Genomic DNA, 21,667 nt, shown 5'->3' with positions numbered 1-21,667 from the left:
CGTTTGCCATTCGTTAAGCAAGTGCCGGTACGTCCATCGGCATTCCCAAAAATTTCCACAATATCTTTTAGGAAGAATACATCGTTTCGAGAAAAGGAGAATTTGTCATGCGGCTAGGGCAAGCGATCTTCTTCGGTTCGGCGGCTGCGCTTCTCACTTTGGCGGCGCCGACGCTCGCCAGGAACTCAAGCACGAATTCCCACCCGGCGAAGACGAGCGAAGCACCCGCTTCCGCCGCCTGCCATGCCTATCAGCAGGAAGCCGACGGCACATGGACGCAACTGCCGTGTCATGCGATGGGTTCCAAAGCCTCGACCCAGCCGCGCGCCACCGCAAAGGATGCGACCGAAGAAGCGCAGTGAGTGGCTCCTCGTCCGCCAGATCGGTAGGGTGTGCAAAGGCCGCTCTTGCGTCGTGCCTACCATCCATCACCGATCGTCTCTCCTGACATGGTGGGCACGCTTTCGCTTGCCCACCCACCGACTACGGACTTCGCTGAGCCAGCCAATCGTCGAACCGTGTCGGCATGATCCGTGCGCCGTTGTCCGGCACCAGCGTGCGCAACGCGAGCGGCGCACCGAAATACGGCACGTCGGCGCCCGCCACGATCTTGCTGGCATCGCCCTGCTTGCGCAGCCAGCGGCCGACGAAATCCGCCATTGGCGCCGCTTCGGGGCCCGCGACCTCGCGGATGCCGCCGGCAGGCTCGCCAAGCGTCACATCGGCCAGCGCCAGCGCGACCTCGTCGGACAACAACGGCTGCATCAACTGGCTCGAGACATGGACCGCGCCGTCCTTTCGCCCGGAATCTGCAATCGCGCCGACGAACTCGTGAAACTGGGTGGCGCGCAGGATCGTGTAGGCCAGGCCGGCATTTTCGATCAGCCGCTCCTGCACCAACTTGGCGCGGAAATAGCCGCTGCCCTCGAGCCGGTCGGTGCCGACGATCGACAGCGCAACGCAGTGCCGCACGCCGGCCTGCTTCGCGGCCGCGATCAGGTTGCGCGTTCCCGTCTCGAAGAAGTGCAGCACCGCCTTGTCCTCGAACGAGGGCGAATTCGACACGTCGACGACGATGTCGGCGCCCGCCAGCGCCGCTTGCAGGCCCTCCCCGGTAACCGCGTTGACGCCCTTGCTCGGCGCGGCCTGCAAGACCTCATGGCCGCGCGCGCGCAGCAACGGAGCCAGTTTCGAACCGATCAGGCCGGTACCACCGATGATAACGATCTTCATGTTCCTTGCTCCTCTCTCCCGAAAACCGCGCAACCCCCCGTTAAATCAAGACGAAATGGAAGGCACGGGTGTGACACGCCAACCGTAACTCTGGATTAATTAGCACCACTTATACTGGTGGTCCGCTCTCCCAGACCCGCGCAAATGGCCTGAAATCCCATGAAAATCGGCACCCTCCTCACCGCTGCTATCGTCTCGCTTTCCGCCGTCGGCGGCGGGCTCGCCGTCTATGTGGCGGTTTCGAAGTACCAGACCATGGACAAGGTCTCGCTCGCGCAGAGCCGGCTCGAGGTGGTGCGGGCGGTCGGCGACATCCCGCGCTACATGAACTCCGAGCGCGGCTTCTCGACCAACATCCTATACGGACCGCCTGCGGTCGATCCGGCGGTGCGGAAGGAACTTAACGAAAAATTGCGCAAGAACACCGACGGCGCCCGCGACAAGATGAACGCGGTCCGCAAGAACCTGTCCGGCGGGCTCGACGACGCCGCCGCGATCGGCGCCGGCATCGACGAACTGAACGTGAAATTCAACGCGCTGCGCACTGCCATCGACAAGGCGATCGACGGCCCGGCCGAAGCGCGCAAGGATGCCGCCAGAAAGATCGTCGCCGACAATGCCGTGTTCAACGCCGCAGTCACCAAGCTGCTCGACGAGCAGGTGCGCCGTATGGCGCAGCTCGACGGCGATGCCTATCGGCAAGCCGTCTATGCCAACATCGCCTGGAACCTGCGCGACGTCGGTGGTTACAACGCCAGCATCCACAAGAACCTCGTGGGCGCCAATCGCGCCGCCACCGAGGTCGAAAAGATGGAGTATTCGCGCTCCCAAGGGCGCGCCGACCAGATCCTGATGTCGCTGCAGGAACTGCGCGGCAATCCGGCGACGCCGCCCAATGTGGCCGCGGCGCTGGAAAAGATGAATGAAGTCTATGTCGGCCGTTTCGGCAAAGAACTGAAGCTCGCCAAGGAAGGCGCGGCATCAGGCAAATACGAACACAATGTCGATTTCTTCTATGCGGAATCCCAAGTCGGCCTCGGCGCCGTCGTCGAGGTTCGCAATGCCTTCTACGACAACGCCGAATATGTTCTGGGCAGCGCTTATTCCGCCGCGCGCTTCAGCTTCCTGATCGCGCTCGCCGGCCTCGTTGCGGTTACTGTTGCGAGCGCCGTGCTGATCGCGATGGTGCGCCGCCGTGTCTGCGGCCCGATCGTCGACCTCACCTCCACGATGTCGCGGCTGGCCAGCGGCGACGTATCCGGTGACATCGCCGGCGCCGGGCGCTCTGACGAGATCGGCGCGATGGCCGCAGCGGTAGGCGTCTTCAAACACAACATGATCGAGGCGGAACGTCTCGCCGCCGAGAAGGCTGCCGAGAGCGACGGCAAGATGCGCCGCGCCCAGGTGCTCGACGAACTCACCCGCGCGTTCGAAGCCAAGGTCACCGAGCTGGTCGGCGGGCTTTCGGCGGCCTCGTCCGTCATGGAGGACACCGCGCAGTCGATGTCGTCGACCGCGACCGCCACCAACCGCCAGGCGGCGATCGTCGCCGCCGCGTCCGAACAAACCTCCGCCAACGTGCAGACGGTCGCCAGCGCCACCGAGGAACTGACCTCCTCGATCTCCGAGATCGGCCGTCAGGTCGCGCAATCGACCGAAATCGCCTCCCGCGCGGTCGAGAACGCACGCCGCACCGGCGAGACCGCGCGCTCGCTTGCCGAAGGCGCGCAAAAGATTGGCGACGTCGTGACGCTGATCCAGAGCATCGCCGCACAGACCAATCTGCTCGCGCTGAACGCGACCATCGAAGCCGCGCGCGCCGGCGACGCCGGCCGCGGCTTTGCCGTCGTCGCCTCCGAAGTCAAATCGCTGGCCGGCCAGACCGCAAAGGCGACCACCGAAATCTCCGAACAGATCGCCTCGATCCAGACGGCGAGCGACCAGACCGTGACGGCGATCCAGAACGTCGCCAACGTGATCGCCGAAATCGACCAGATCGGCACCGCTATCGCAGCGGCGATCGAGGAGCAGGGCTCCGCGACCAAGGAGATCTCACGCAGCGTGTCAGAAGCCGCGCGCGGCACCCAGGAAGTCAATTCCAATATCACGGGCGTGCAGAAGGCCGCCGACGACACCGGCGCCGCCGCCAATCAGGTGCTGGGCGCAGCCGAGCAATTGTCCTCGCAGTCCAAGGACCTTGCCGGACAGGTCAACCGCTTCCTCTCCGAGGTGCGCGCGGCCTAAGGCCGGATCCCGTCGCGCTAATCGGCGAACCCGACATAGCGGACGAAATCGCTGTTGGCTTCACGGTCCGACCGCACCGCATTGGCGGGAAAGCTGTCGTCGGGATAGCCCATGACGATGCACGTCATGATGACCTCGTCCTCGGGATATCGCACTTCTTCCAACGGCTCGCCGGTCAGGACATGGATAAGCCAGGGCTAGGTGTTCATCGACGACGGCGCGCGCTTGGCGACATCGATGATCTCCTCGATGACGGCGCGCGAGACCGGCTCCTTGGTGAAGCCGCGCACGCTCTTCGGGTCTGAACCAGCGTCTCGAAATCCATCCGTTGCATTCCCACAATCAGTCCCTTCTGAATCGATAATCGAACCGGTCGCCGTCCGCGGTGATCAGCCCGACGGTCGGCGCCGGGAAATGGATCGGCAGGATCAGCGTGTCGGTGCCGGCGACCGAGGCAAAGAACTTGCGCCGTGAGATCGCCGATTGTTTCGGATCCCAGTCGGGCTTGGCCGACCATTCCGGTTCGCGGCACTGAATCACGTGATGCATGAGATCGCCGGCCACCACCGCGCGCTTGCCCCCCGAGAAGATATTGACGCAGCAGTGGCAGGGCGAATGCCCCGGCGTCGGCGTCAGCGTAATGGTATCGTCGAGGGCGTAATCGTCGTCAACCAGCACGGCCTGCCCGGCCTCGACGATCGGCAGGCAATTGTCGCGGAAAACCGTGCCGGGCGGGTTGGCGCCCTTGGCGTTTTCCGCCTCCCACGCCGCATATTCCCTCTTGTGAAATATGTAGTTCGCATTGGGGAATGTTGGCACCCAGCGCCCGTCGCGCAGCGTAGTATTCCAGCCGGTATGGTCGATGTGCAGATGGGTGCAGAACACATAGTCGACCTGCTCATAGCTAATGCCGAGCGCGAACAGCTCGTTGCGCCAGCGCTCCTTGCCCGGAAAATCGAACGGCGGCGGATGGCCCTTGTCCTCGCCGGTACAGGTATCGACCAGGATGGTGTAGCGCGGGGTGCGGACCACGAAGGTCTGGTAGGTGATGACCATCAGCCCCAGCGCGGTATCGAACACCTCGGGCTCCATGCCGGCAAGGTGATGCCTGAACACCGCCTCGTCATAAGCCGGGAAGAAATCCTGCGGCCGGCGCCACGGCCCTTCGCGCTCGATCACCGCATCGATGGTGACGTCGCCGATCCTGAGCTGCTTCATCCTCGCTTCGCTCCCCATTTTTCGAAATAGCCTAACGGGCGAGTTCGGCGCCGACAAGGTGTACGCGAGTTGCAGCACCCACACGTTTCGACATTCGCTGCTCTCCGCCGCAAATCGAACAGAAATACTGCCTAGCGAATCCGCCTCTCACGCGGGGGCAAGCCTTGAACAAGAAACTCAAATATGCCGCGACGGCGATCGCAATTATCGCGGCCGCGATCTACCTCAACAACACCAATCTTTTCGCCGAGCACCGCGACGGCAAGCCCGTCCTGCTCGCCCATCGCGGCATGGCGCAGCGCTTCGACGAACGCGACCTGAAGAACGACACCTGCACGGCGGCAAGGATGTTGCCACCGACGCACGAGTATCAGGAGAATACAATCAGTTCGATGCGGGCGAGCTTTGCGGCCGGCGCCGATATCGTCGAGCTCGATGTCCACCCGACAACAGACGGTGAGTTCGCCGTGTTTCACGACTGGACGCTGGATTGCCGGACCGACGGGCAAGGCGTCACGCGCGAGCATTCCATGGCCTATCTGAAGAAGCTCGATATCGCTCATGGCTATACCGCTGATGGCGGCAAGACCTTTCCCTTCCGCGGCAAGGGCATCGGCCAGATGCCGACGCTTGCCGAGGTGCTGACAACCTTCCCGCAGGCGCGGCTATTGATCAACGTCAAGAGCCGCGACGCGTCCGAGGGCGAGAAGCTGGCGGCCGTGCTGTCCAAGTTGCCTAGCGAGCGCCGCGCGCAGATCATGGTCTATGGCGGTGATGAGCCGGTCCAGGCCGTGCGGACGCGCCTGCCGGAGATCCGGACCATCTCGCGGGCGACCATCAAGAGCTGCCTGCTCGGCTACATCGGCTACGGCTGGACCGGCCTGGTGCCGAAGGCCTGCAACAATGCGATGGTGATGCTGCCGATCAATGTCGCACCGTGGATGTGGGGATGGCCGGACCGCTTTCTCAATCGGATGAAAGCGGCCAACAGCGAAGTCTTCGTGCTCGGCCCTTATCGCGGGGGCGGATTTTCCAGTGGCATCGATACATCAGAGCAGTTTGCACGCCTGCCGCAAAATTTTTCCGGCGGCATCTGGACCAACGAGATCGAGGTTATTGCGCCGCTTGCCCGCAGATAGCCTGTAGCCCGTAGCCCGGATGCAGCGAAGCGAAATCCGGGGTTCTCGCCGCTGGCTAAACCGTTCCCGGATTGCGCTTCGCTCCATCCGGGCTACGGCATTAGCTCCGCAATCCCGGCGCTTCCTGCCCGGTGCGCGCGACATATTCGGTGTAACCGCCGCCATATTGGTGGATGCCGTCGGGCGTCAGCTCCAGCACGCGGTTGGAGAGCGCCGCCAGAAAATGCCGGTCATGCGAGACGAACAGCATCGTGCCCTCAAATTCGGAGAGCGCACCGATCAGCATCTCCTTGGTCGCAAGGTCGAGATGGTTGGTCGGCTCGTCCAGCACCAGAAAGTTCGGCGGGTCGTAGAGCATCTTCGCCATCACCAACCGCGCCTTCTCGCCGCCCGAGAGCACCCGGCACTTCTTCTCGACGTCGTCGCCGGAGAAGCCGAAGCAGCCTGCCAACGCCCGCAGTGAGCCTTGTCCTGCCTGCGGGAAGGAATCTTCCAGCCACTCGAACACCGTGCGATCGCCGTCGAGCAGATCCATGGCATGCTGGGCGAAGTACCCCATCTTGACGCTGCCGCCGATCGCCACCGTGCCGTCGTCAGGCTCGGCCGAGCCCGCCACCAGTTTCAGCAGCGTCGACTTGCCGGCGCCGTTGATGCCCATCACGCACCACCGCTCCTTGCGGCGGATCATGAAATCGAGCCCCTGATAGATGCTGCGGCTGCCATAGCCCTTGTGGACGTTCTTCAGACTGACGACATCCTCGCCCGAGCGCGGCGCCGGCATGAATTCGAATGCCACGGTCTGCCGCCGCTTCGGCGGCTCGACGCGCTCGATCTTGTCGAGCTTCTTCACCCGGCTCTGCACCTGCGCCGCGTGCGACGCGCGCGCCTTGAAGCGTTCGATGAACTTGATCTCCTTGGCCAGCATCGCCTGCTGGCGCTCGAACTGGGCCTGCTGCTGCTTCTCGTTCAGCGCGCGCTGCTGCTCGTAGAATTCGTAATTGCCGGAATAGGTCGAGAGCGTGCCACCGTCGATCTCGACGACCTTGTTGATGATGCGGTTGATGAACTCGCGGTCATGCGAGGTCATCAGCAGCGCGCCTTCATACCCTTTCAGAAACTGCTCCAGCCAGATCAGGCTTTCGAGGTCGAGATGGTTGCTCGGCTCGTCCAGCAGCATCACGTCGGGCCGCATCAGCAGAATGCGCGCCAGCGCGACACGCATCTTCCAGCCGCCGGAGAGCGCTCCGACGTCGCCTTCCATCATCTCCTGGCTGAAGCCGAGGCCCGACAGTGCCTCGCGCGCCCGGCCGTCGAGGGCATAGCCGTCGAGCTCCTCGAAACGATGCTGCACCTCGCCGTAGCGCGCGATGATGTCTTCCATCTCGTCGGCGCGATCCGGATCGGCCATCGCGGCCTCGAGTTCCCTCAACTCGGCCGCCACGACGCTGACGGGGCCGGCGCCGTCCATGACTTCAGCGACGGCACTGCGGCCCGACATCTCGCCGACATCCTGGCTGAAATAGCCGATGGTAATGCCGCGATCGAGGGAGACCTGGCCTTCGTCGGGCAATTCCTGGCCCGAAATCATCCGAAAAAGCGTAGTCTTGCCCGCCCCGTTCGGGCCGACGAGGCCAATCTTCTCGCCCTTCTGCAGGGCTGCGGAAGCTTCGATGAAAAGGATCTGGTGGCCGACTTGCTTGCTGACGTTATCGAGGCGGATCATTGGGGCCTGAAAGGAGGAAAATCGCTGCGGCCGCTGCTTAGGACATCGCAGGCGGACCTTCAAGTTCCGTAGAACTCCGGCGACGTAGTTCCCGAAAAATCGGCCAGAAACCCTTGCGGTTCACCGCGCGTTGACCCCGCGGCACAAGCAAAACAACGGGAGCCCGCAATGACTAAGCCTCCGCCCGTCCCGCAGGACAATCAAAGTCACAAGGGTACCGGTGACCCCAGGTCCGGCAATGCCCATCAGGCCCAGAAGGATCGCGGCCGTATCGAGAATCCCGAACAGCAGGGCCAGCAGGGCAATACCGCAGAGAACACCACCCATCAGGGCCACCGGCAGGATCGCTAGCGAGGGAGGAGCGCATCATGAGCCCCAAGCACGTGAAACTGAGCAAGCCGACCAACGCCGACCTGCATCGCAACCCGCTGATCGGCGGTTCGAAAGGCGCCGCGATGGCGCAGGTAACGCCGGATGAACTGGAGGAGTTTGAAGGTGCCAATACCTTCGAGGGCGACATCGAGAACGACACCAATGCTCAGGGCGGCATCGACAAATCAGAGGTTCGCGACCGGCGGCGCGGGCCGCCGCAGAACGATCGGGATTGCGGCCCACGGAAGACGACGCTTCAGGGCAAGAAGACGCATGAGCAGCAACTGCGCATGCTGGAAAGGAAGCCTGACGTCCCCGATGCCAGACAGGTCGAGGACGACATCGCGCGCACGCAACGCGATGGCGGCGCAAACATCGCCAAGCGCGAGGGCCGTCAATCCGAATTTGCGGTGAGCCGCGGCGGCCTCAACCAGGAGAGCCAGCACAACAAGCACAATCATCCGGGCCAGTCAGGCCACAAGCCTCAAAAATCGCACGGATAGAACCTCAACACGTCAGGTCACAGGTTGATCACACCGAGCCGTGCCGCGTGCGTGACCGCATCGGTACGGCCGGTTGCGTCGAGCTTGTCCAGCAGCGAACCGACATGGAATTTTGCGGTATGAACGGATATTCCGAGCCGTCGCGCAATGGCCTTGTTCGATGCGCCCTCCGCCAACAGCAGGAGCACGTCGCGTTCGCGCGGCGTAAGATCGACCTCGGCCGGCTCCGTGACGGTCGGACGGTCGCGTGAGACGAGCGCCACCGTCGCTTCTTCTCCTGGTGCCGCCAGGCGAATGCCGGTTACGCCGCTGAGCAGCGATGCGAGCCGGTCCACCAGCGCCGTATCTGCGATCTCGATCGCGACCACAATCGCCGGCGACGCCGCGCCGTTCATGCTTCCGGCCTTTCGCCGATCGTGAGCCTGACCTGCACCGGCTCGCCGGCACGCCTGATCGCGACGTCGACGACCGAGCCGATGCTATCAGGGCCGAGGGATCGTAGCAGTGATCGGACGTCCCTGAGCTTCTCATTGTTCCAACCGACGATGATGTCGCCCTGACGAATGCCGGCGGCAGCCGCAGGGCCTGCCCTGTCGACGCTCATCACCATCGCACCAAGGCCATCGTCGAGTTCGACGGGCTGCAATCCCACCCCGAGGTAGCCGCGCGCGATCCGGCCATGCGTTTCGAGCCTCGCGGCAACCCGCTCGATGGTGGCACTCGGAATCACGAGTATGCGTCGCACACCCTGGACAGCCATGCCGATCACGTCGCCAGAGGCACTGAGGACAAGGCCACCCTCGTGACGGCGCCGCAGCCGCACGTCCAGTTCGATCCTTGCGTCGATCTCCCCGCCCCGCATGCTGCGCCAGCGGTTGCCGACCAGCGAGACCATCCCGAGCGCCGCAGTCGGAGCGCCCTGCTCGGCTGCGACGACGACCGCCAGCGAACCGAGATCCGGAACGATGGGTGAAAGCGCCATCGGCACACTATTCCCGGAATCGACGCGCAGCAGGGCAATGTCGGTCGTATGATCGCGTCCGGCGATACTCGCACGCCGTTCCGATCCGTCGGGAAACCTGATCGCGACGTCGCCTTCATCGGCCAGGGGCTCATCGGCCGTCACGATCAAGCCGGGCTTCCAGATAAAGCCGGAGGCTCGCGAGCGATGGGAATGCACCGAGACGATTGCGGATTTTGTCCGGGCGACCATGTCGGCAAGGGCTGAGGACAACGAGGGAAGGATTGGAGCGGTTGGGTCTGTCATGGCGGGAGCTCCTTGATTGTCTGATTTCAATCTGGGAGTTCGGATCGCGTTGGGGAACTAGCCTGATGGGGAGGGAGCAACGATTGCCGAGTATTCCCGCGCCACAGCCTTCAAGTGTCGATGACAAATCGACAGTACACGGAGCATTCCTGGAACTATTCTAAGAACGGCTCTAAGAACCTTTCCATTAGAGGAATCGAACTCCCTCGCGTATGCGTCGAAACGTTGCGCTGCTGAACCAGGGGAAGGCGCGACAAAGTACTCGCAGGTTGGGGTGGTGCCTTGAAGTCTCGTGATTTGTTGCAGGTCGCCGCGTTGGCGACCGTATCCGCATTGGCGTTGTGGCCACAGGCGTCGTTCGCGCAGTCAAACTCTTCGCAGCAATCCGGGGCGCAGCCGTTGCCCCCCGTGGTCGTCGGAGCGCCGGAGGGCCGCCGTCGCGTCGCAACGCCGGAGCGGCGGCAGACGCGGCGCGCAACGCAGGCCGCGCAAACCAACCGGCCGCAGCCGCAGCGTGGAGTAAGCTTCGTCGAAAACCCGCGCGGCGACGTCCAGGGATATGTGGCCGGCCGCTCGATGGCGGGCACCAAGACCAATACGCCGATCATGGAGACGCCGCAGTCGCTGTCGGTGATCGGCAGCGAACAGATTCGCGATCAGAAGCCCGGCAAGTTCGACGAGATCCTGCGTTATACGCCAGGCGTTGTCGCCGGCACATTCGGCGCAGATATCCGCAACGACTGGTTCCTGATCCGCGGATTCAAGTCGGACGATATCGGCCTGTTCCTCGATGGCCTGCAGCTCTTCTACACATCCTATGCGAGCTGGAAGCTGCAACCGTTCAACCTCGCCCGCGTCGAAGTGCTGCGCGGTCCCTCTGCCGTACTATATGGCGGCTCCAGCCCAGGCGGCATCGTCAATGCGGTCAGCAAGACCCCTCCGATGGAGCCGATCCGCTATCTCGAAACCGGCGTCAATAACTTCGGCAATGCCTATGTGGGGTTTGATTTCGGCGGCCCGGTCGCAACCGCACCCGAAAACGGCAAGCTGTTCTACCGTGTAGTCGGTCAGATCCAGAATGGCGGCACCCAGGTCGATTTCACTCCCCAAAATAACTACTTCATCGCGCCGTCGCTGACCTGGAAGCCCGATGCCGACACGACATTCACCGTGCTGGCGTCAGCTTCGAAGTTGGAGACTCGCAGCGAGAACTTCCTGCCGTATATCGGCACCGTCGTTAACGCTCCGTTCGGCCGGATTCCGACCCGTCTGTTTGCCAGCGATCCCAGTGTCGACACCTTCAAGCGCGAGCAGGAGATGATCGGCTACCAGTTCGAGCGTAACCTCACCGACGACGTGACTTTCCGGCAGAATGCTCGCTTCGGCCATGTCGACGTTACGCTATCGACGCTGTTTGGCCTCGGCTATGTCAACGGAGACCCCGCGACGGCTTCGTTGGCACGCGGCAACTTCCTCACCCACGGCATCGCCAATCAGGGCAATCTCGACAACCAGCTCGAATACCGCTTCAACACAGGCATTCTCAGGCACACCGCGCTGTTCGGCCTGGACCTCAAAACTTACAGAATCGACGATTGGCAAGGTTTCGGCGGCGCCACACCGCTCAATCTCCTGAACCCGGTCTATACGCCGACCGCGCGCTTCAATGGCGCTCCTTATCAGGACACGACACTGACGCAGAATCAACTCGGCTTCTACGCGCAGGACCAGATCAAGCTCGATCGCTTCACGTTCGTGCTGAGCGGCCGAAACGATTGGGTCGCGACCAACAATAACAACCATATCGGTGCGGGACAGAGCCGCGAAGACAGCAAGTTCAGCGGACGCGCCGGACTGATCTACAATTTCGATTCCGGTCTTGCGCCCTACGTCTCCTACGCCACGAGTTACAATCCGATCATCGGTCTCAGTTCCGGCCAATTGCTGTTGCCGGAGACCGGCCAGCAAACCGAGGTCGGATTGAAATTTCAGCCGAACGGCTTCAATGGCCATTTCGGCGTCGCGTTGTTCGACTTGAAGCGTCAAAATGTGCTTACCACCAATCCCAATAGCATCCCGCCAAATCTGCAGATGCAGAACGGCGAGTGGACCTCGCGCGGCATCGAACTGGAAGCCGTTGCCAACCCACTCCCCGGCCTCAAGGTGATCGGCGCGTTCACGAGCTATGATCTGTTCGTTAGCAAGGATCTGGACCAGGCCGTGATCGGGAAGGTCCCGACCGCCACGCCCCGGACACTCAGCTCAGGCTGGATAGATTACACCTTCCAGGAAGGCCCGCTGACCGGCTTTGGCTTCGGCGGTGGCGTGCGCTATATCGGCGGCTCCTTTGCCGACAATATCAACCTGATGCCTGTCCCCTCCGTCGTGCTCGGCGACGCCACCATCCACTATGAATGGCAGAACTGGCGCGCGGCGTTAAACGTCATCAACTTCGCCGACACGATCTACGTGGCGAACTGTTCGTCGGTGAACGCCTGCTTCTACGGCGACCGGCGCCGTGCGACGGCGAGCTTGTCGTACAAGTGGTAGGAGTGATCGAAAGGAGGCTGCGCTGAAAGCCAGAACCGTTCGCATCTGGTCGGTGGTTCACACCTGGAGCAGCCTGATATCGACGCTGTTCCTGCTGTTGCTGTGCATCACCGGCCTGCCGCTGATCTTCCATCACGAGATCGATGAGCTGCTCGGCTACGATCCGAAACCCGAGATCGCTCAGCCCGGCGCGGTGAAACGCAGTATCGACGAAATCGCCCGCACCGCGCTGGCGCACGATCCCGGCCGCGTCCTGCAATACATCTCGTGGGACAAGGACGAACCGAACAACGTAATCGCCTTCACCAACAGCAAGGTCGACGGCGATCCAGATGCGACGACGCTCCGCGCGTATGATGCCCACACCGCCAAGCCGCTCGGCCCGGTCGGCGGCGGTCCGATGCTGATCTTCCTGAAGCTCCACGTCGATATGTTTGCGGGGCAGCCCGGCAAGTTGTTCCTCGGCGCCATGGGATTCCTGTTCCTCGTCGCGATCATCTCCGGCGTGGTGCTGTACTGGCCGTTCACGCGCCGCCTGAGCTTCGGCACGCTCAGGGGCAAATCACGCCGCATCGCCTGGTTCGACTGGCACAATCTGCTCGGCGCCGTGACCATCGCCTGGGCGCTGGTGGTCGGCGCCACCGGCGTCATCAACACGCTTGCGGAGGTGATGCTGGGCCAGTGGAAGGCCAACGAACTCGCCGACATGGTCAAGCCCTACGCCGGCAAGCCGCCGCCGGTGCATCTGGCCTCGCTCGATACGACGCTCGCGAATGCGCACAAAACCGCGCCCGGCATGAACGTCTCGTTCGTCGCCTTTCCCGGCACGCCGTTCACGAGTTCGCACCATTTTGCGGTCTTCATGCGCGGCGACACGCCGCTGACCTCGCGCCTCCTCAAGCCCGTGCTGCTGGATGGCGAAACCGGCGAAGTCTCCGATGCGCGCGACCTTCCCGTCTATCTCAAGGCGCTATTGGTCTCGCAACCGCTGCACTTTGGCGACTATGGCGGTATGCCGCTGAAAATCATCTGGGCGCTGCTCGACATCATGACCATCGTCGTCATCGCCAGCGGGCTCTATCTGTGGGTCGTCAAGCGCCGCAAGCATCGCAGCCACGCGATCGCGGGACAGCCTTCGCTACAGCCGGCGCGATGATCGACGCACGAAAATCACGATCCAGCGGGAGTTGGCGGACAGTATATGGCGGCCCGCTCTTGATCGGCGTGCTGTCGGTCGCGGGGCTGACGAGCGCGTTGTTGTACGAAGGTTTTGGCCGCTATTTTTCCTGGCTCGCGCTTGGCGCGCCGGTTGCCCTCACCGCCTGGTTCTTTGCGCGCCGCAAACGGATCTAGGCCGGCCGCATCAACTTCAGCGTCGCCGCCAGCCGCAGGCTGCGCTTGCCGGCCAATGCAATGGCTTCGAGCTCGGCCCCCGCTTCGTCGCAGGTGCCGGTAAACCCGATGCCCACCTCATGGCCGCCGAACACGGGGTTTTCGCCTTTCGCCGGCGTGTGCTCCTGGTTGAGGATCTCGCCCTTCCAGCGGCCGTCGGCCGACGCGTAGGAACCGAGGTAGTAGAAGAAGGCGTCGCCGCCGAGGATGCGACCGTCCAGTAGCAGCATCACGCCCGACAAGTTGGCCTCGATCCCGTCGAGCGCGCGGAGCTGCAGGGAGTAGAGTCCGTTGGTAATACCGCCCGGCCCGACGATGCCGACCGGCGGCAGCGCCTCATCGTCGAGCCGCGTCAGGTCCGCCCAGAACAAGGCGCCCGGCCGTGGCGCGGCGCTGCCCTCGAAGCGAATCTTGTTGTCCTTCAGCCTGCCCCGCACGCTGATGGCGGCGACGTCGGTGTCCATCAGCGGTTTGTAGTGGGGATCGTCATTGTGGCGCTGGGTGATGACCTCGCCGACAATTTCCCCGCCGATCTCCTGATAGGTGCCGAGATGGGCAAAGGCGGAATTGCCGCCTAGCATCTTGCCATTGTGCATGCACATGATGCTGCGGCCGAACGCGTCGTTGACGCCGTACTCAACCTTGTAAAGCCCGTTCAGCAACGGAAAATGTCCTGATATCGAAAATGTCTGGCGGGGGCTTAGCACCGCCGCAGGCGAGGTGCCAGCCGCGAATTAACGCAAGGTTCAGTGCCGCTTGAAATATTGTACGGCCCGTTCGTGCTTTTCGGCCGCTGCCCGCGATTTGAAGGTTCCAAGGTTACGGCGCTTGCCCGTTTTCGGATTGATTTTGCGGGAATAGAGCCGGTATTCGCCTGACTGCAGTTTTCGGATCATGGCAAGCTCCGCTTATTGGCGGGCCCCTGCCCTGTAGTAATCGCGCGGCGGTCCCTCTTGTTCCGATCCAGCTATTCGCGTTGTCTTCGGCCTTGCAATGCCGGATCGCTCCGCCGGCAGGAAATAACCGGGGGATCACGTGCAACATTTCTTCTTCTATCTTCTCGCGCTCGGCGCCGGCGTCAGCGTCGTGACCCAGCAGATGTTGAATAGCAGCCTGCGCACCGCGCTCGATTCACCCGCATGGGCGGGACTGGTCAGCTATGCCGGCGGGCTCATCACCATGATTGTCGCCGTCATTGCGCTCGGCGAGCGCGTGCCGTCCTGGAAAACGATGGCGGACGTGCCCTGGTATGCGTGGTCCGGCGGCGTGTTCGGCGGCGCGTTCATCCTGCTGGCGATCTTTCTGCTACCCTCGCTCGGCGCAGCGACGCTGTTTGCGCTTGTCATTGCCGGCCAGGTGCTGGCCGCGGTGACGCTCGATCATTTCGGCGCATTCGGGCTGACGCCGCATCCCATCGGCGCCGCGCGGCTCGCGGGCGCGGTGCTGTTGATCGCCGGCGTCGTGTTGATCCGGGAGTAAGCGTCAGCGCGTCAGAAGCACAGATTGGTGACCACGTTTCCGCGCTTGTCCTTGATCGCATAGGGACAGCGCAGCCGCTCCAGCGCTTTCTTCGCATCCTCGTCGCCGAGTGCGGCAGCGCGCTGATAATAGGCCTTGGCGGCCTCCGCATCCTTTGGTCCGCCGCGCCCTTCCTGCGCGAACGCGCCCATTCGCTCCAGCGCGCCGGGATGATTTTGCGCCGCCGCCTTCTCGAACAGCGCACGGGCGGCAGCATCGTCTTTGGTCCCGCCATTGCCTTCCGCCAGCATCATGCCGAGCTGATACTGCGCCTCGGCGTTGGTCTCGGCGCCCTTCGACAGCAATTCGCGTGCACGCGCCGGATCGGATGACGCGCCACCGCCGAGGGCGGCGAGATTGCTGACGCCCCGCGGATTGCCGGCTTGCGCCGCGCGCTCGAACAGTTTTCGTGCCTGCGCTTCATCGCGAGCGACGCCGGCGCCGGTTGCGTAGAGCACGCCGAGTTCAACCATCGCCGAGGTCGAGCCCTTGTCGGCCGCCTTGCGCCAGACCGCCACCGCTTCCGGTAACTGCCGATTGGCCGCGTAGGCGCGCCCGAGCTGGTACATCGCGCGCCGCGACGTATTCGCGGCGTTCCTGCAAAACTTGATGGCCGTCGCGATATCAGAGGCCGCAATATCGGGCACGCCTTTCGCGTCGGCCGGCTTGTCCGGATCGGCGGGATCGGCAGCCACGCGGTCGCACAGCACGAGGTCGGCCGATTGCGCAGCCAAGGGCGTCGGCGCTATGGCGGCGGCAACGGTCACGATCAGCAGGTTTCGGAACGTCCCCTTCATGAGACGCAGGTTGCTTCGACGGGACACCAAATTCAAGGCTCGAGCCCGCTCTCGCGCAGCGCCGGCGCGACGTCGGGTGACGCGAGAAACCGCAGCAGCCGCTCTGCCTCGCCCGCGTTCGGCGATGCCGCCATTCGCCCCGCCGAAAACACCGCAGCCGTCTGCAGTTCGCGCGGAATGGGCCCGACCACCTCGATGCCGCCGACCTGTTTCAACTCGCTGATCTGCTGGACCGCGAGATCGGCCTCGCCGGTTACGAGCCGCTCGGCGGTGAAGCCTTGCGGGATGATGACGGCGCGGGTGTTGATATCGGCGGCAATGCCGAGCCGCTCGATCAGATTTGCGAACAGGATGCCGCTGGCGCCAAGCCGCGAATAGGCCACGCGCGCGCCGAGTAACGTCTCGCGCAGCGCGGCCTCAGTGGCGATATCGGGATGGGCCGCCCCCGCCTTCACGGCGATGCCGACCCATGAGCGGGCCAGATCCACGCAACTCTCGGCGGCCACCCGCCCCTCGCGGGCGACCTCGTCGAGCCCCTCACGGGTCAGGATCACGACGTCGGCGGCTTCGCCCGCGCGCAAGCGGTCGAGCAGCGCCAATGTGGGTGCGAAATCGGCATCGATATGTGCGCCGCCGGCCGCCTGATATTGGCCGGCCAGGCCATGGACGGCGCCCTTCAACGCCAGCGTCGAGAGCACGCGGATGGCATCGCTCATCGGCCGCTACACCCGCCGCATCAGCTTCAGCACCGCGGTCATGCGAAGGCTGCGCTTGCCGGCGAGCGCGGTCGCCTCCAGCAGCGCGCCTTCCCCATCGCAGGTGCCGGAAAAGCCGATGCCGACTTCATGGCCGCCGAAGATCGGGTTCTCGCCCATCGATGGCGTATGCTCCTGATTGAGGATCTGGCCCTTCCAGCGGCCGTTCTCCGAGGTGTAGGTGCCGACATAGTAGAAGGATGCGTCGCCGCCGAGGATGCGGCCCTCGTTGAGCAGCATCACGCCGGTGAGGCCCCCTTCGACGCCATCGAGCAGGCGAACGTGGATGGAATAGAGACCATTGACGATACCGCCCGCGCCGACACCGCCGGCGATCGGTATGACGTCCTGCTCGATCGGCGTCATCACCGACTGGAACGCCACGCCTGGCAATTCCTTCAAGCCCCCTTCAAAGCGGTAGAGGTTTCCGTCCGCCCTGCCCTTCGCCAGCAGGGTGGCATCGTCGGTACCGGCCATCGCGCGATAGGCCGGATCCGGGTTGTGGCGCACCGTCTGGATCACGACGTCGACGCCGTCGTCCTGCTTTTCGTAGGTGCCGATATGGGCAAAGGCGGAGTTGCCGCCCAGCATCCTGCCGTCACGCGCATACATCACGCTGCGGCCGACCGAAGCGCCAAGCTGAAACCTGACCTTGTAAAATCCCTCAAACAATGCCGTGTCCCCGGCAAGCTCACGGCCCGTGTCTAGCGCGGTTCACAACCCAGGGGAACGGTCTTGAACGGTCGGATTTAATCCCGGCCCCGCCAGGACGCCGTGTCATCAAAACGCAATGATCCGCCAAGGCGGTTTTTGCCTTGGCGGATCATCTTTGCCCCCGGTGTCCCGGAGCCTGTCGTCCGTGCCTTAAGCGGCGGCCGCCTTGGCGCCGGTCGGGACTTCCGAGATGGTCTTCAGGATCTGCGAAGCGATCTGGTAAGGGTCGCCCTGGGAGTTCGGGCGGCGGTCTTCCAGATAGCCCTTGTAGCCGTTGTTGACGAAGGAGTGCGGAACGCGGATCGAGGCGCCGCGGTCAGCCACGCCGTAGCTGAACTTGTTCCAGGGTGCGGTCTCGTGCTTGCCGGTCAGGCGCTTGTCGTTATCAGGCCCGTAGACGGCAATGTGGTCCATGAGGTTCTTCTCGAAGGCACCCATCAGCTTCTCGAAGTATTCCTTGCCGCCGACTTCGCGCATGTACTTGGTCGAGAAGTTGGCGTGCATGCCCGAGCCGTTCCAGTCGGTATCGCCAAGCGGCTTGCAGTGGAATTCGATGTCGATGCCGTAGGATTCGGTGAGGCGCAGCATCAGGTAGCGGGCGATCCACATCTGGTCGGCCGCGGTCTTGGAGCCCTTGCCGAAGATCTGGAATTCCCACTGGCCCTTCGCCACTTCGGCGTTGATGCCTTCGTGGTTGATGCCGGCGGCGAGGCAGAGGTTGAGGTGCTCTTCCACGATCTTGCGGGCGACGTCGCCGACGTTCTTGTAGCCGACGCCGGTGTAGTACGGGCCCTGCGGCGCCGGATAGCCATCCGACGGGAAGCCGAGCGGACGGCCGTCCTTGTAGAAGAAATATTCCTGCTCAAAGCCGAACCAGGCACCTTCATCGTCGAGGATGGTCGCGCGCTTGTTCGAGGCATGCGGGGTCTTGCCATCCGGCATCATGACTTCGCACATCACCAGCGCGCCGTTTTCACGCGCGGCATCCGGATAGACGGCGACCGGCTTCAGCACGCAATCGGAGCTGTGGCCTTCGGCCTGATTGGTGGACGAACCGTCAAAACCCCACAACGGAAGCTGTTCCAGCGTCGGGAACTTGTCGAATTCCTTGATCTGCGTTTTGCCGCGCAAACTCGGCGTCGGCGTATAGCCGTCGAGCCAAATATACTCGAGCTTGTACTTGGTCATTGAGCCTCTCTTGAGTTGCTTCTGTGAAATGCGGAAGACCGACGCTTGAAATCTGAGGTGTGACGCCCAGCCCCCGGAGGTCTTTCGCATACGTGTACCCGGCCACGTAGGCCACGCCTTACTAAGCATTTAACGTGCCAATCGCTGCAGTGCGGCAACGGTCATCCACAGGGCTTGCCCTCGGGGCCTAAAATAAAAGCTGCGACATAGGAGCGCGGCAGACCCGCAAATCCGGCAGTCCAGCGGCAGGCCGGCAACCCGAATCCAGCCCATTTCTCCGGCATTTCCGCCTGCTGACCGCTAAACGCTTAAAGGTGCGGCACCGTTTTGAAGTCGCTGCAAGGGCCGTCGGCCTACCCGAGCAACCATCCCGCCGGCCCAGGCGTTGATCACGCGACCGCTGCCTCGCAGGAAGCAGCGCCGAAACTGCCTACGAAATAGACAAAATCTGCCGCTCTCTTGGTCACTTGCACCCGCCCGGAGCACCGACAATATCGACTTACGTAACCACTCAAGAACGAGTCGGGCGCACCATGGAGGCTCGCGCGTCGACAGAAGGAGATTTCCGATGATGACTACGGGTTTGAATCAGGGGACCGCCAAGATCTACCAATTCCCAGCCGGGGGCCGGGCGGCTCTCGGGGGACGTCGCTATGGCGAGACCAAAGCTGTAACCGAGTTTGCCGCTGCCCAGCCGGTCAACCTCGCTGACTGCTGCGATAGCTGGTACCACGCCGCGGCGATCCAGGACGCCAGCAACGAGCGGGATCACTGATGCCTGGGAGGTGTTTGGCAGGGACGCGCCCGGCAAACGAGGCGCGGACGGAGAACTAGAAAAGGGTCGGAACGAAAGCGTTTCGGCCCTTTTTCATGTCTGCTCGCATGTCGTGGTCTTCCGTTTGGCGTGCTTGAGCGTCGTAACCCCGGCCTTGGTGATCCGTAAGGTCACACCCTTCGCCTGATAACGCGAGCCCGACAGGGCCCAACGTTTCGGCAGCGTCACCGCCTTGCCGTCCAGTTGCAGATGGGCGCGCTTGTCGTACTGGAAAAATCCGACCATGAATTGCGATCCGTCGGCGCAACGGTAGTTCCGGAAGCTGGACTGCGCCGTTGCCGGCGATGCCGCACCTGCAATCGCGACGAGGCCCAGCGCCGCGCCAAAAATCGTGATGTTCCGCCGATTCATGTTTCGCCCCCGTGAGAGTTCAGTATAGACGAGACGAGGCGGAACGACACCCGATCCGTCCCATATTCTCCGTTCGAACCCCTGATGCATTGATGTCAGATTCCCCTGCCCGCCATCTCAACCTTTACGGCGCCAGCAATTTCCGCGACCTCGGCGGCTATCCCACCAGCGACGGCCGAACCGTGCGCTGGCGGCAGATTTTTCGCTCCAACCATCTCGGCCATCTCACCGACGACGATGTCTCCGTCGTGCGGGAGCTCGGCGTCCGCAGCGCATTCGACTTTCGCGGCAGCGAGGAGCGCACCGCTGCCCTGTGCGGCATGCCTGAAATCACGGTTCATTCGCTGCCGGTCGAACCCACGGTGGTCGCGGCGCTACGCGCGATCGTGGCCGCCGGCACACCGCTATCGACCGACCACGCCGTCGAGGTGATGCGCGACTCCTACCGCAGCTACGTACAGAAGAACACGCGGCACTACCGGACGCTGTTCGCCCATTTGCTGGAAGAACGTGCGCCGCTGGTGATCCATTGCACCGCCGGCAAGGATCGCACCGGCTTTGCGTGCGCGCTGATCCTGCATACGCTCGGCGTTTCCGAGGACATCATTTCGGAAGACTATCTGCTGACCAACCGCTTCTACCGACGGGATCCCAATCACAGCACCGATCTGCCTGACGACATCAGGCAGGTGCTTGGTTCAGTGCAGGCCTCGTTCCTCGCCGCCGCCTTCGAGGCCATCGACGCCGACTACGGCAACCTCGAAACCTATCTCCGCGACGGCCTCGGTCTCGGCGAAGCCGAACGCGCCCATCTCGAAGCGCGCTATCTGCAAGGCTGACATCAGAAAGAGAGCCCCGACGCTGCGCGCGCCGGGGCTCTTCTCTCGGATCGCAAGGCTGGGTACTTCCGCCAACCGGACAATCCTGAACTCGCGATATCGCTCCGCTTCTCCCGCAAGCCTACAGGCAGGATACAGCGCCTTGGCGAGCTGCTGAATACCTCGTACGGGCTAACCCCCACACTCAAGGGGGCGCAAGATACGACGAAGTCTGCGGCACTCGCAACGACGCGCAGCCAACCATCACGACGCGCACGTTCAACAGCTGACGCCTTAATGGTTATCTGGTGTCGCGAAGAGGATCGGCTACAACGCAAGAAACCTCATCCAGCATGGACGTGCGCTAATCCGCCTTCGCCCGCCGCAGCGACACGACCTGCGCGGACGGTTTGCCGCCTGTCGTGCGGACGTTGACCTGTATCTTGTAGTCGTTGCTGGTTTCGCTCTTGGGCACATAGAGCATCGCGGTAAAGCGCAGGCGGCCGCGCGCATCGAGCGTCACCGGCTGATCCGTCCGCACGCGGAAGGAATTGCCCTGGCGATTTCGCGGCGGCAGCCTCGCTGTCATGACAGGCTCGACCAGCGCACGCAGATCGAGCCTGGTCGCCGATGCACCGTCGATCCGGTAATAGGCAAAGGAATCGCTTTCCCACCGGCTGTTCGCGACCTCAATGACGGATCGGCTGTCCGGCGACCAGGCGGCGGTCAGTTCGTAGCGGTTTGCGCGCATCTCGCCCGTCGCCCAATACTCGCCGCCGAGCTTGGCGAGCACCGCGCCGTCATTGAGGCGGACCAGGACGTTTTCGATGTTGTCGGGAGTATCGCTGCCTGACGGCAGGCCCTGCGGGCTGCGCCAGGCGAACGCGTAATTCTTCGAGGGCGAAATGGTGTCGGCGACGACACGCATCGCGGCCTTGCCCTCGCCGCAGACGAGGCCGCCATGTTGATCGGCGACGCAGGCCTGGGCATTCGCGCCAGCCATTGGCTGAACACACCATGCGAGGAGCGCGAGTGGAACTGCCGAAACAC

25 protein-coding genes are annotated in these 21,667 nt (G+C 63.2%); 11 read left to right on the top strand and 14 right to left on the bottom strand.

The genetic code is table 11. The annotated features are described in order from the left end of the window. The first annotated feature begins 107 nt into the window (after positions 1-107). Positions 108-362 (top strand): hypothetical protein, encoded by a 255-nt coding sequence (locus tag LMTR21_RS19105; RefSeq protein WP_148635981.1) that lies wholly within the window; start codon positions 108-110, stop codon positions 360-362. A gap of 121 nt (positions 363-483) precedes the next feature. On the opposite strand, the gene LMTR21_RS19100 is transcribed toward LMTR21_RS19105, so the two are convergent. Further along, positions 484-1,233 carry an SDR family oxidoreductase gene (locus LMTR21_RS19100; RefSeq protein WP_065754966.1) on the bottom strand — a complete coding sequence of 250 codons (750 nt, stop codon included), beginning with the start codon at positions 1,231-1,233 and terminating at the stop codon, positions 484-486. A 159-nt stretch (positions 1,234-1,392) separates the two neighbouring features. Between LMTR21_RS19100 and LMTR21_RS19095 the strand changes: the two genes are divergently transcribed. After that, entirely contained in the window at positions 1,393-3,477 is a 2,085-nt protein-coding gene (locus tag LMTR21_RS19095) for a methyl-accepting chemotaxis protein (protein WP_065754967.1), read from the top strand. Positions 3,478-3,674: 197 nt separating this feature from the next. Here LMTR21_RS19095 and LMTR21_RS40900 read toward each other — a convergent pair whose 3' ends face one another. Both LMTR21_RS40900 and LMTR21_RS19085 read right to left on the bottom strand, forming a co-directional pair. Then, complete coding sequence (locus LMTR21_RS40900) at positions 3,675-3,767, bottom strand: nitroreductase family protein (RefSeq protein ID WP_246175669.1); 93 nt, start codon at positions 3,765-3,767, stop codon at positions 3,675-3,677. A gap of 52 nt (positions 3,768-3,819) precedes the next feature. Then, positions 3,820-4,695 (bottom strand): MBL fold metallo-hydrolase, encoded by an 876-nt coding sequence (locus LMTR21_RS19085; RefSeq protein ID WP_065754968.1) that lies wholly within the window; start codon positions 4,693-4,695, stop codon positions 3,820-3,822. 164 nt (positions 4,696-4,859) lie between these two features. Here LMTR21_RS19085 and LMTR21_RS19080 point away from each other — a divergent pair, with 164 nt between their 5' ends. Next, a complete protein-coding gene (locus tag LMTR21_RS19080) occupies positions 4,860-5,834 on the top strand; it encodes a glycerophosphodiester phosphodiesterase family protein (RefSeq protein WP_065754969.1) in 975 nt (324 codons plus the stop codon). Positions 5,835-5,934: 100 nt separating this feature from the next. On the opposite strand, the gene LMTR21_RS19075 is transcribed toward LMTR21_RS19080, so the two are convergent. Then, positions 5,935-7,557 carry an ABC-F family ATP-binding cassette domain-containing protein gene (locus LMTR21_RS19075; RefSeq protein WP_065754970.1) on the bottom strand — a complete coding sequence of 541 codons (1,623 nt, stop codon included), beginning with the start codon at positions 7,555-7,557 and terminating at the stop codon, positions 5,935-5,937. A gap of 168 nt (positions 7,558-7,725) precedes the next feature. On the opposite strand from LMTR21_RS19075, the gene LMTR21_RS19070 reads away from it, so the two are divergent. Further along, on the top strand, positions 7,726-7,908 hold the full coding sequence (locus LMTR21_RS19070; RefSeq protein ID WP_084030832.1) for a hypothetical protein: 183 nt from the start codon (positions 7,726-7,728) through the stop codon (positions 7,906-7,908). Positions 7,909-7,925: 17 nt separating this feature from the next. Then, positions 7,926-8,432, top strand: coding sequence for a hypothetical protein (locus LMTR21_RS40895; RefSeq protein WP_246175668.1), 507 nt, complete (start codon positions 7,926-7,928; stop codon positions 8,430-8,432). Positions 8,433-8,449: 17 nt separating this feature from the next. Here LMTR21_RS40895 and LMTR21_RS19060 read toward each other — a convergent pair whose 3' ends face one another. Both LMTR21_RS19060 and LMTR21_RS19055 read right to left on the bottom strand, forming a co-directional pair. Beyond that, a complete protein-coding gene (locus LMTR21_RS19060; protein ID WP_065754972.1) occupies positions 8,450-8,827 on the bottom strand; it encodes a response regulator transcription factor in 378 nt (125 codons plus the stop codon). Next, positions 8,824-9,699 carry a S1C family serine protease gene (locus LMTR21_RS19055; protein WP_065754973.1) on the bottom strand — a complete coding sequence of 292 codons (876 nt, stop codon included), beginning with the start codon at positions 9,697-9,699 and terminating at the stop codon, positions 8,824-8,826. Before LMTR21_RS19055 ends, LMTR21_RS19060 begins: the two co-directional genes overlap by 4 nt. Before the next feature lie 297 nt (positions 9,700-9,996). Between LMTR21_RS19055 and LMTR21_RS19050 the strand changes: the two genes are divergently transcribed. From LMTR21_RS19050 to LMTR21_RS19040, 3 genes are read left to right on the top strand one after another with little or no spacing between them, the layout of a single operon-like run. Beyond that, positions 9,997-12,249, top strand: coding sequence for a TonB-dependent siderophore receptor (locus LMTR21_RS19050; protein ID WP_065754974.1), 2,253 nt, complete (start codon positions 9,997-9,999; stop codon positions 12,247-12,249). A 52-nt stretch (positions 12,250-12,301) separates the two neighbouring features. After that, a complete protein-coding gene (locus LMTR21_RS19045) occupies positions 12,302-13,405 on the top strand; it encodes a PepSY-associated TM helix domain-containing protein (RefSeq protein WP_246175667.1) in 1,104 nt (367 codons plus the stop codon). Between the two features lie 59 nt (positions 13,406-13,464). Next, on the top strand, positions 13,465-13,602 hold the full coding sequence (locus tag LMTR21_RS19040) for a hypothetical protein (protein WP_210250583.1): 138 nt from the start codon (positions 13,465-13,467) through the stop codon (positions 13,600-13,602). On the opposite strand, the gene LMTR21_RS19035 is transcribed toward LMTR21_RS19040, so the two are convergent. Further along, complete coding sequence (locus LMTR21_RS19035; protein ID WP_065754976.1) at positions 13,599-14,303, bottom strand: GrlR family regulatory protein; 705 nt, start codon at positions 14,301-14,303, stop codon at positions 13,599-13,601. The genes LMTR21_RS19040 and LMTR21_RS19035 overlap by 4 nt on opposite strands. Before the next feature lie 84 nt (positions 14,304-14,387). After that, a complete protein-coding gene (locus tag LMTR21_RS19030) occupies positions 14,388-14,537 on the bottom strand; it encodes a hypothetical protein (RefSeq protein WP_141686549.1) in 150 nt (49 codons plus the stop codon). A 139-nt stretch (positions 14,538-14,676) separates the two neighbouring features. On the opposite strand from LMTR21_RS19030, the gene LMTR21_RS19025 reads away from it, so the two are divergent. Continuing rightward, on the top strand, positions 14,677-15,120 hold the full coding sequence (locus LMTR21_RS19025; RefSeq protein WP_065754977.1) for a DMT family transporter: 444 nt from the start codon (positions 14,677-14,679) through the stop codon (positions 15,118-15,120). 11 nt (positions 15,121-15,131) lie between these two features. Here LMTR21_RS19025 and LMTR21_RS19020 read toward each other — a convergent pair whose 3' ends face one another. The 4 genes from LMTR21_RS19020 to LMTR21_RS19005 all read right to left on the bottom strand — a co-directional run bounded on the left by LMTR21_RS19020 (position 15,132) and on the right by LMTR21_RS19005 (position 18,613). Continuing rightward, the gene (locus LMTR21_RS19020; RefSeq protein WP_084030833.1) at positions 15,132-15,956 is read right to left on the bottom strand and encodes a tetratricopeptide repeat protein; all 825 of its coding nucleotides are present in this window, start codon (positions 15,954-15,956) and stop codon (positions 15,132-15,134) included. A 32-nt stretch (positions 15,957-15,988) separates the two neighbouring features. Further along, positions 15,989-16,672, bottom strand: a complete 684-nt coding sequence (locus LMTR21_RS19015; RefSeq protein WP_065754978.1) for a substrate-binding domain-containing protein — start codon at positions 16,670-16,672, stop codon at positions 15,989-15,991. Between the two features lie 6 nt (positions 16,673-16,678). Next, positions 16,679-17,383: a hypothetical protein gene (locus tag LMTR21_RS19010; RefSeq protein ID WP_065754979.1), complete on the bottom strand. Its 705-nt coding sequence runs from the start codon at positions 17,381-17,383 to the stop codon at positions 16,679-16,681. A 192-nt stretch (positions 17,384-17,575) separates the two neighbouring features. Beyond that, positions 17,576-18,613 carry a glutamine synthetase beta-grasp domain-containing protein gene (locus tag LMTR21_RS19005; RefSeq protein ID WP_065754980.1) on the bottom strand — a complete coding sequence of 346 codons (1,038 nt, stop codon included), beginning with the start codon at positions 18,611-18,613 and terminating at the stop codon, positions 17,576-17,578. Positions 18,614-19,181: 568 nt separating this feature from the next. Here LMTR21_RS19005 and LMTR21_RS19000 point away from each other — a divergent pair. Further along, positions 19,182-19,388: a DUF2735 domain-containing protein gene (locus tag LMTR21_RS19000; protein WP_057862866.1), complete on the top strand. Its 207-nt coding sequence runs from the start codon at positions 19,182-19,184 to the stop codon at positions 19,386-19,388. A 93-nt stretch (positions 19,389-19,481) separates the two neighbouring features. On the opposite strand, the gene LMTR21_RS18995 is transcribed toward LMTR21_RS19000, so the two are convergent. Further along, positions 19,482-19,799: an MliC family protein gene (locus LMTR21_RS18995; RefSeq protein WP_065754981.1), complete on the bottom strand. Its 318-nt coding sequence runs from the start codon at positions 19,797-19,799 to the stop codon at positions 19,482-19,484. A 92-nt stretch (positions 19,800-19,891) separates the two neighbouring features. Between LMTR21_RS18995 and LMTR21_RS18990 the strand changes: the two genes are divergently transcribed. Further along, on the top strand, positions 19,892-20,638 hold the full coding sequence (locus tag LMTR21_RS18990) for a tyrosine-protein phosphatase (protein WP_065754982.1): 747 nt from the start codon (positions 19,892-19,894) through the stop codon (positions 20,636-20,638). A 343-nt stretch (positions 20,639-20,981) separates the two neighbouring features. Here the strand turns inward: LMTR21_RS18990 and LMTR21_RS18985 are convergent, their stop codons facing one another. Beyond that, entirely contained in the window at positions 20,982-21,620 is a 639-nt protein-coding gene (locus tag LMTR21_RS18985) for a hypothetical protein (RefSeq protein WP_246175666.1), read from the bottom strand. Between the last annotated feature and the right edge of the window lie 47 nt (positions 21,621-21,667).

Source organism: Bradyrhizobium paxllaeri, from assembly GCF_001693515.2.
GTDB lineage: Bacteria > Pseudomonadota > Alphaproteobacteria > Rhizobiales > Xanthobacteraceae > Bradyrhizobium > Bradyrhizobium paxllaeri.
The sequence above is the reverse complement of the archived record's forward strand: the minus strand, read 5'-3'. Positions and strand labels throughout refer to the sequence as shown.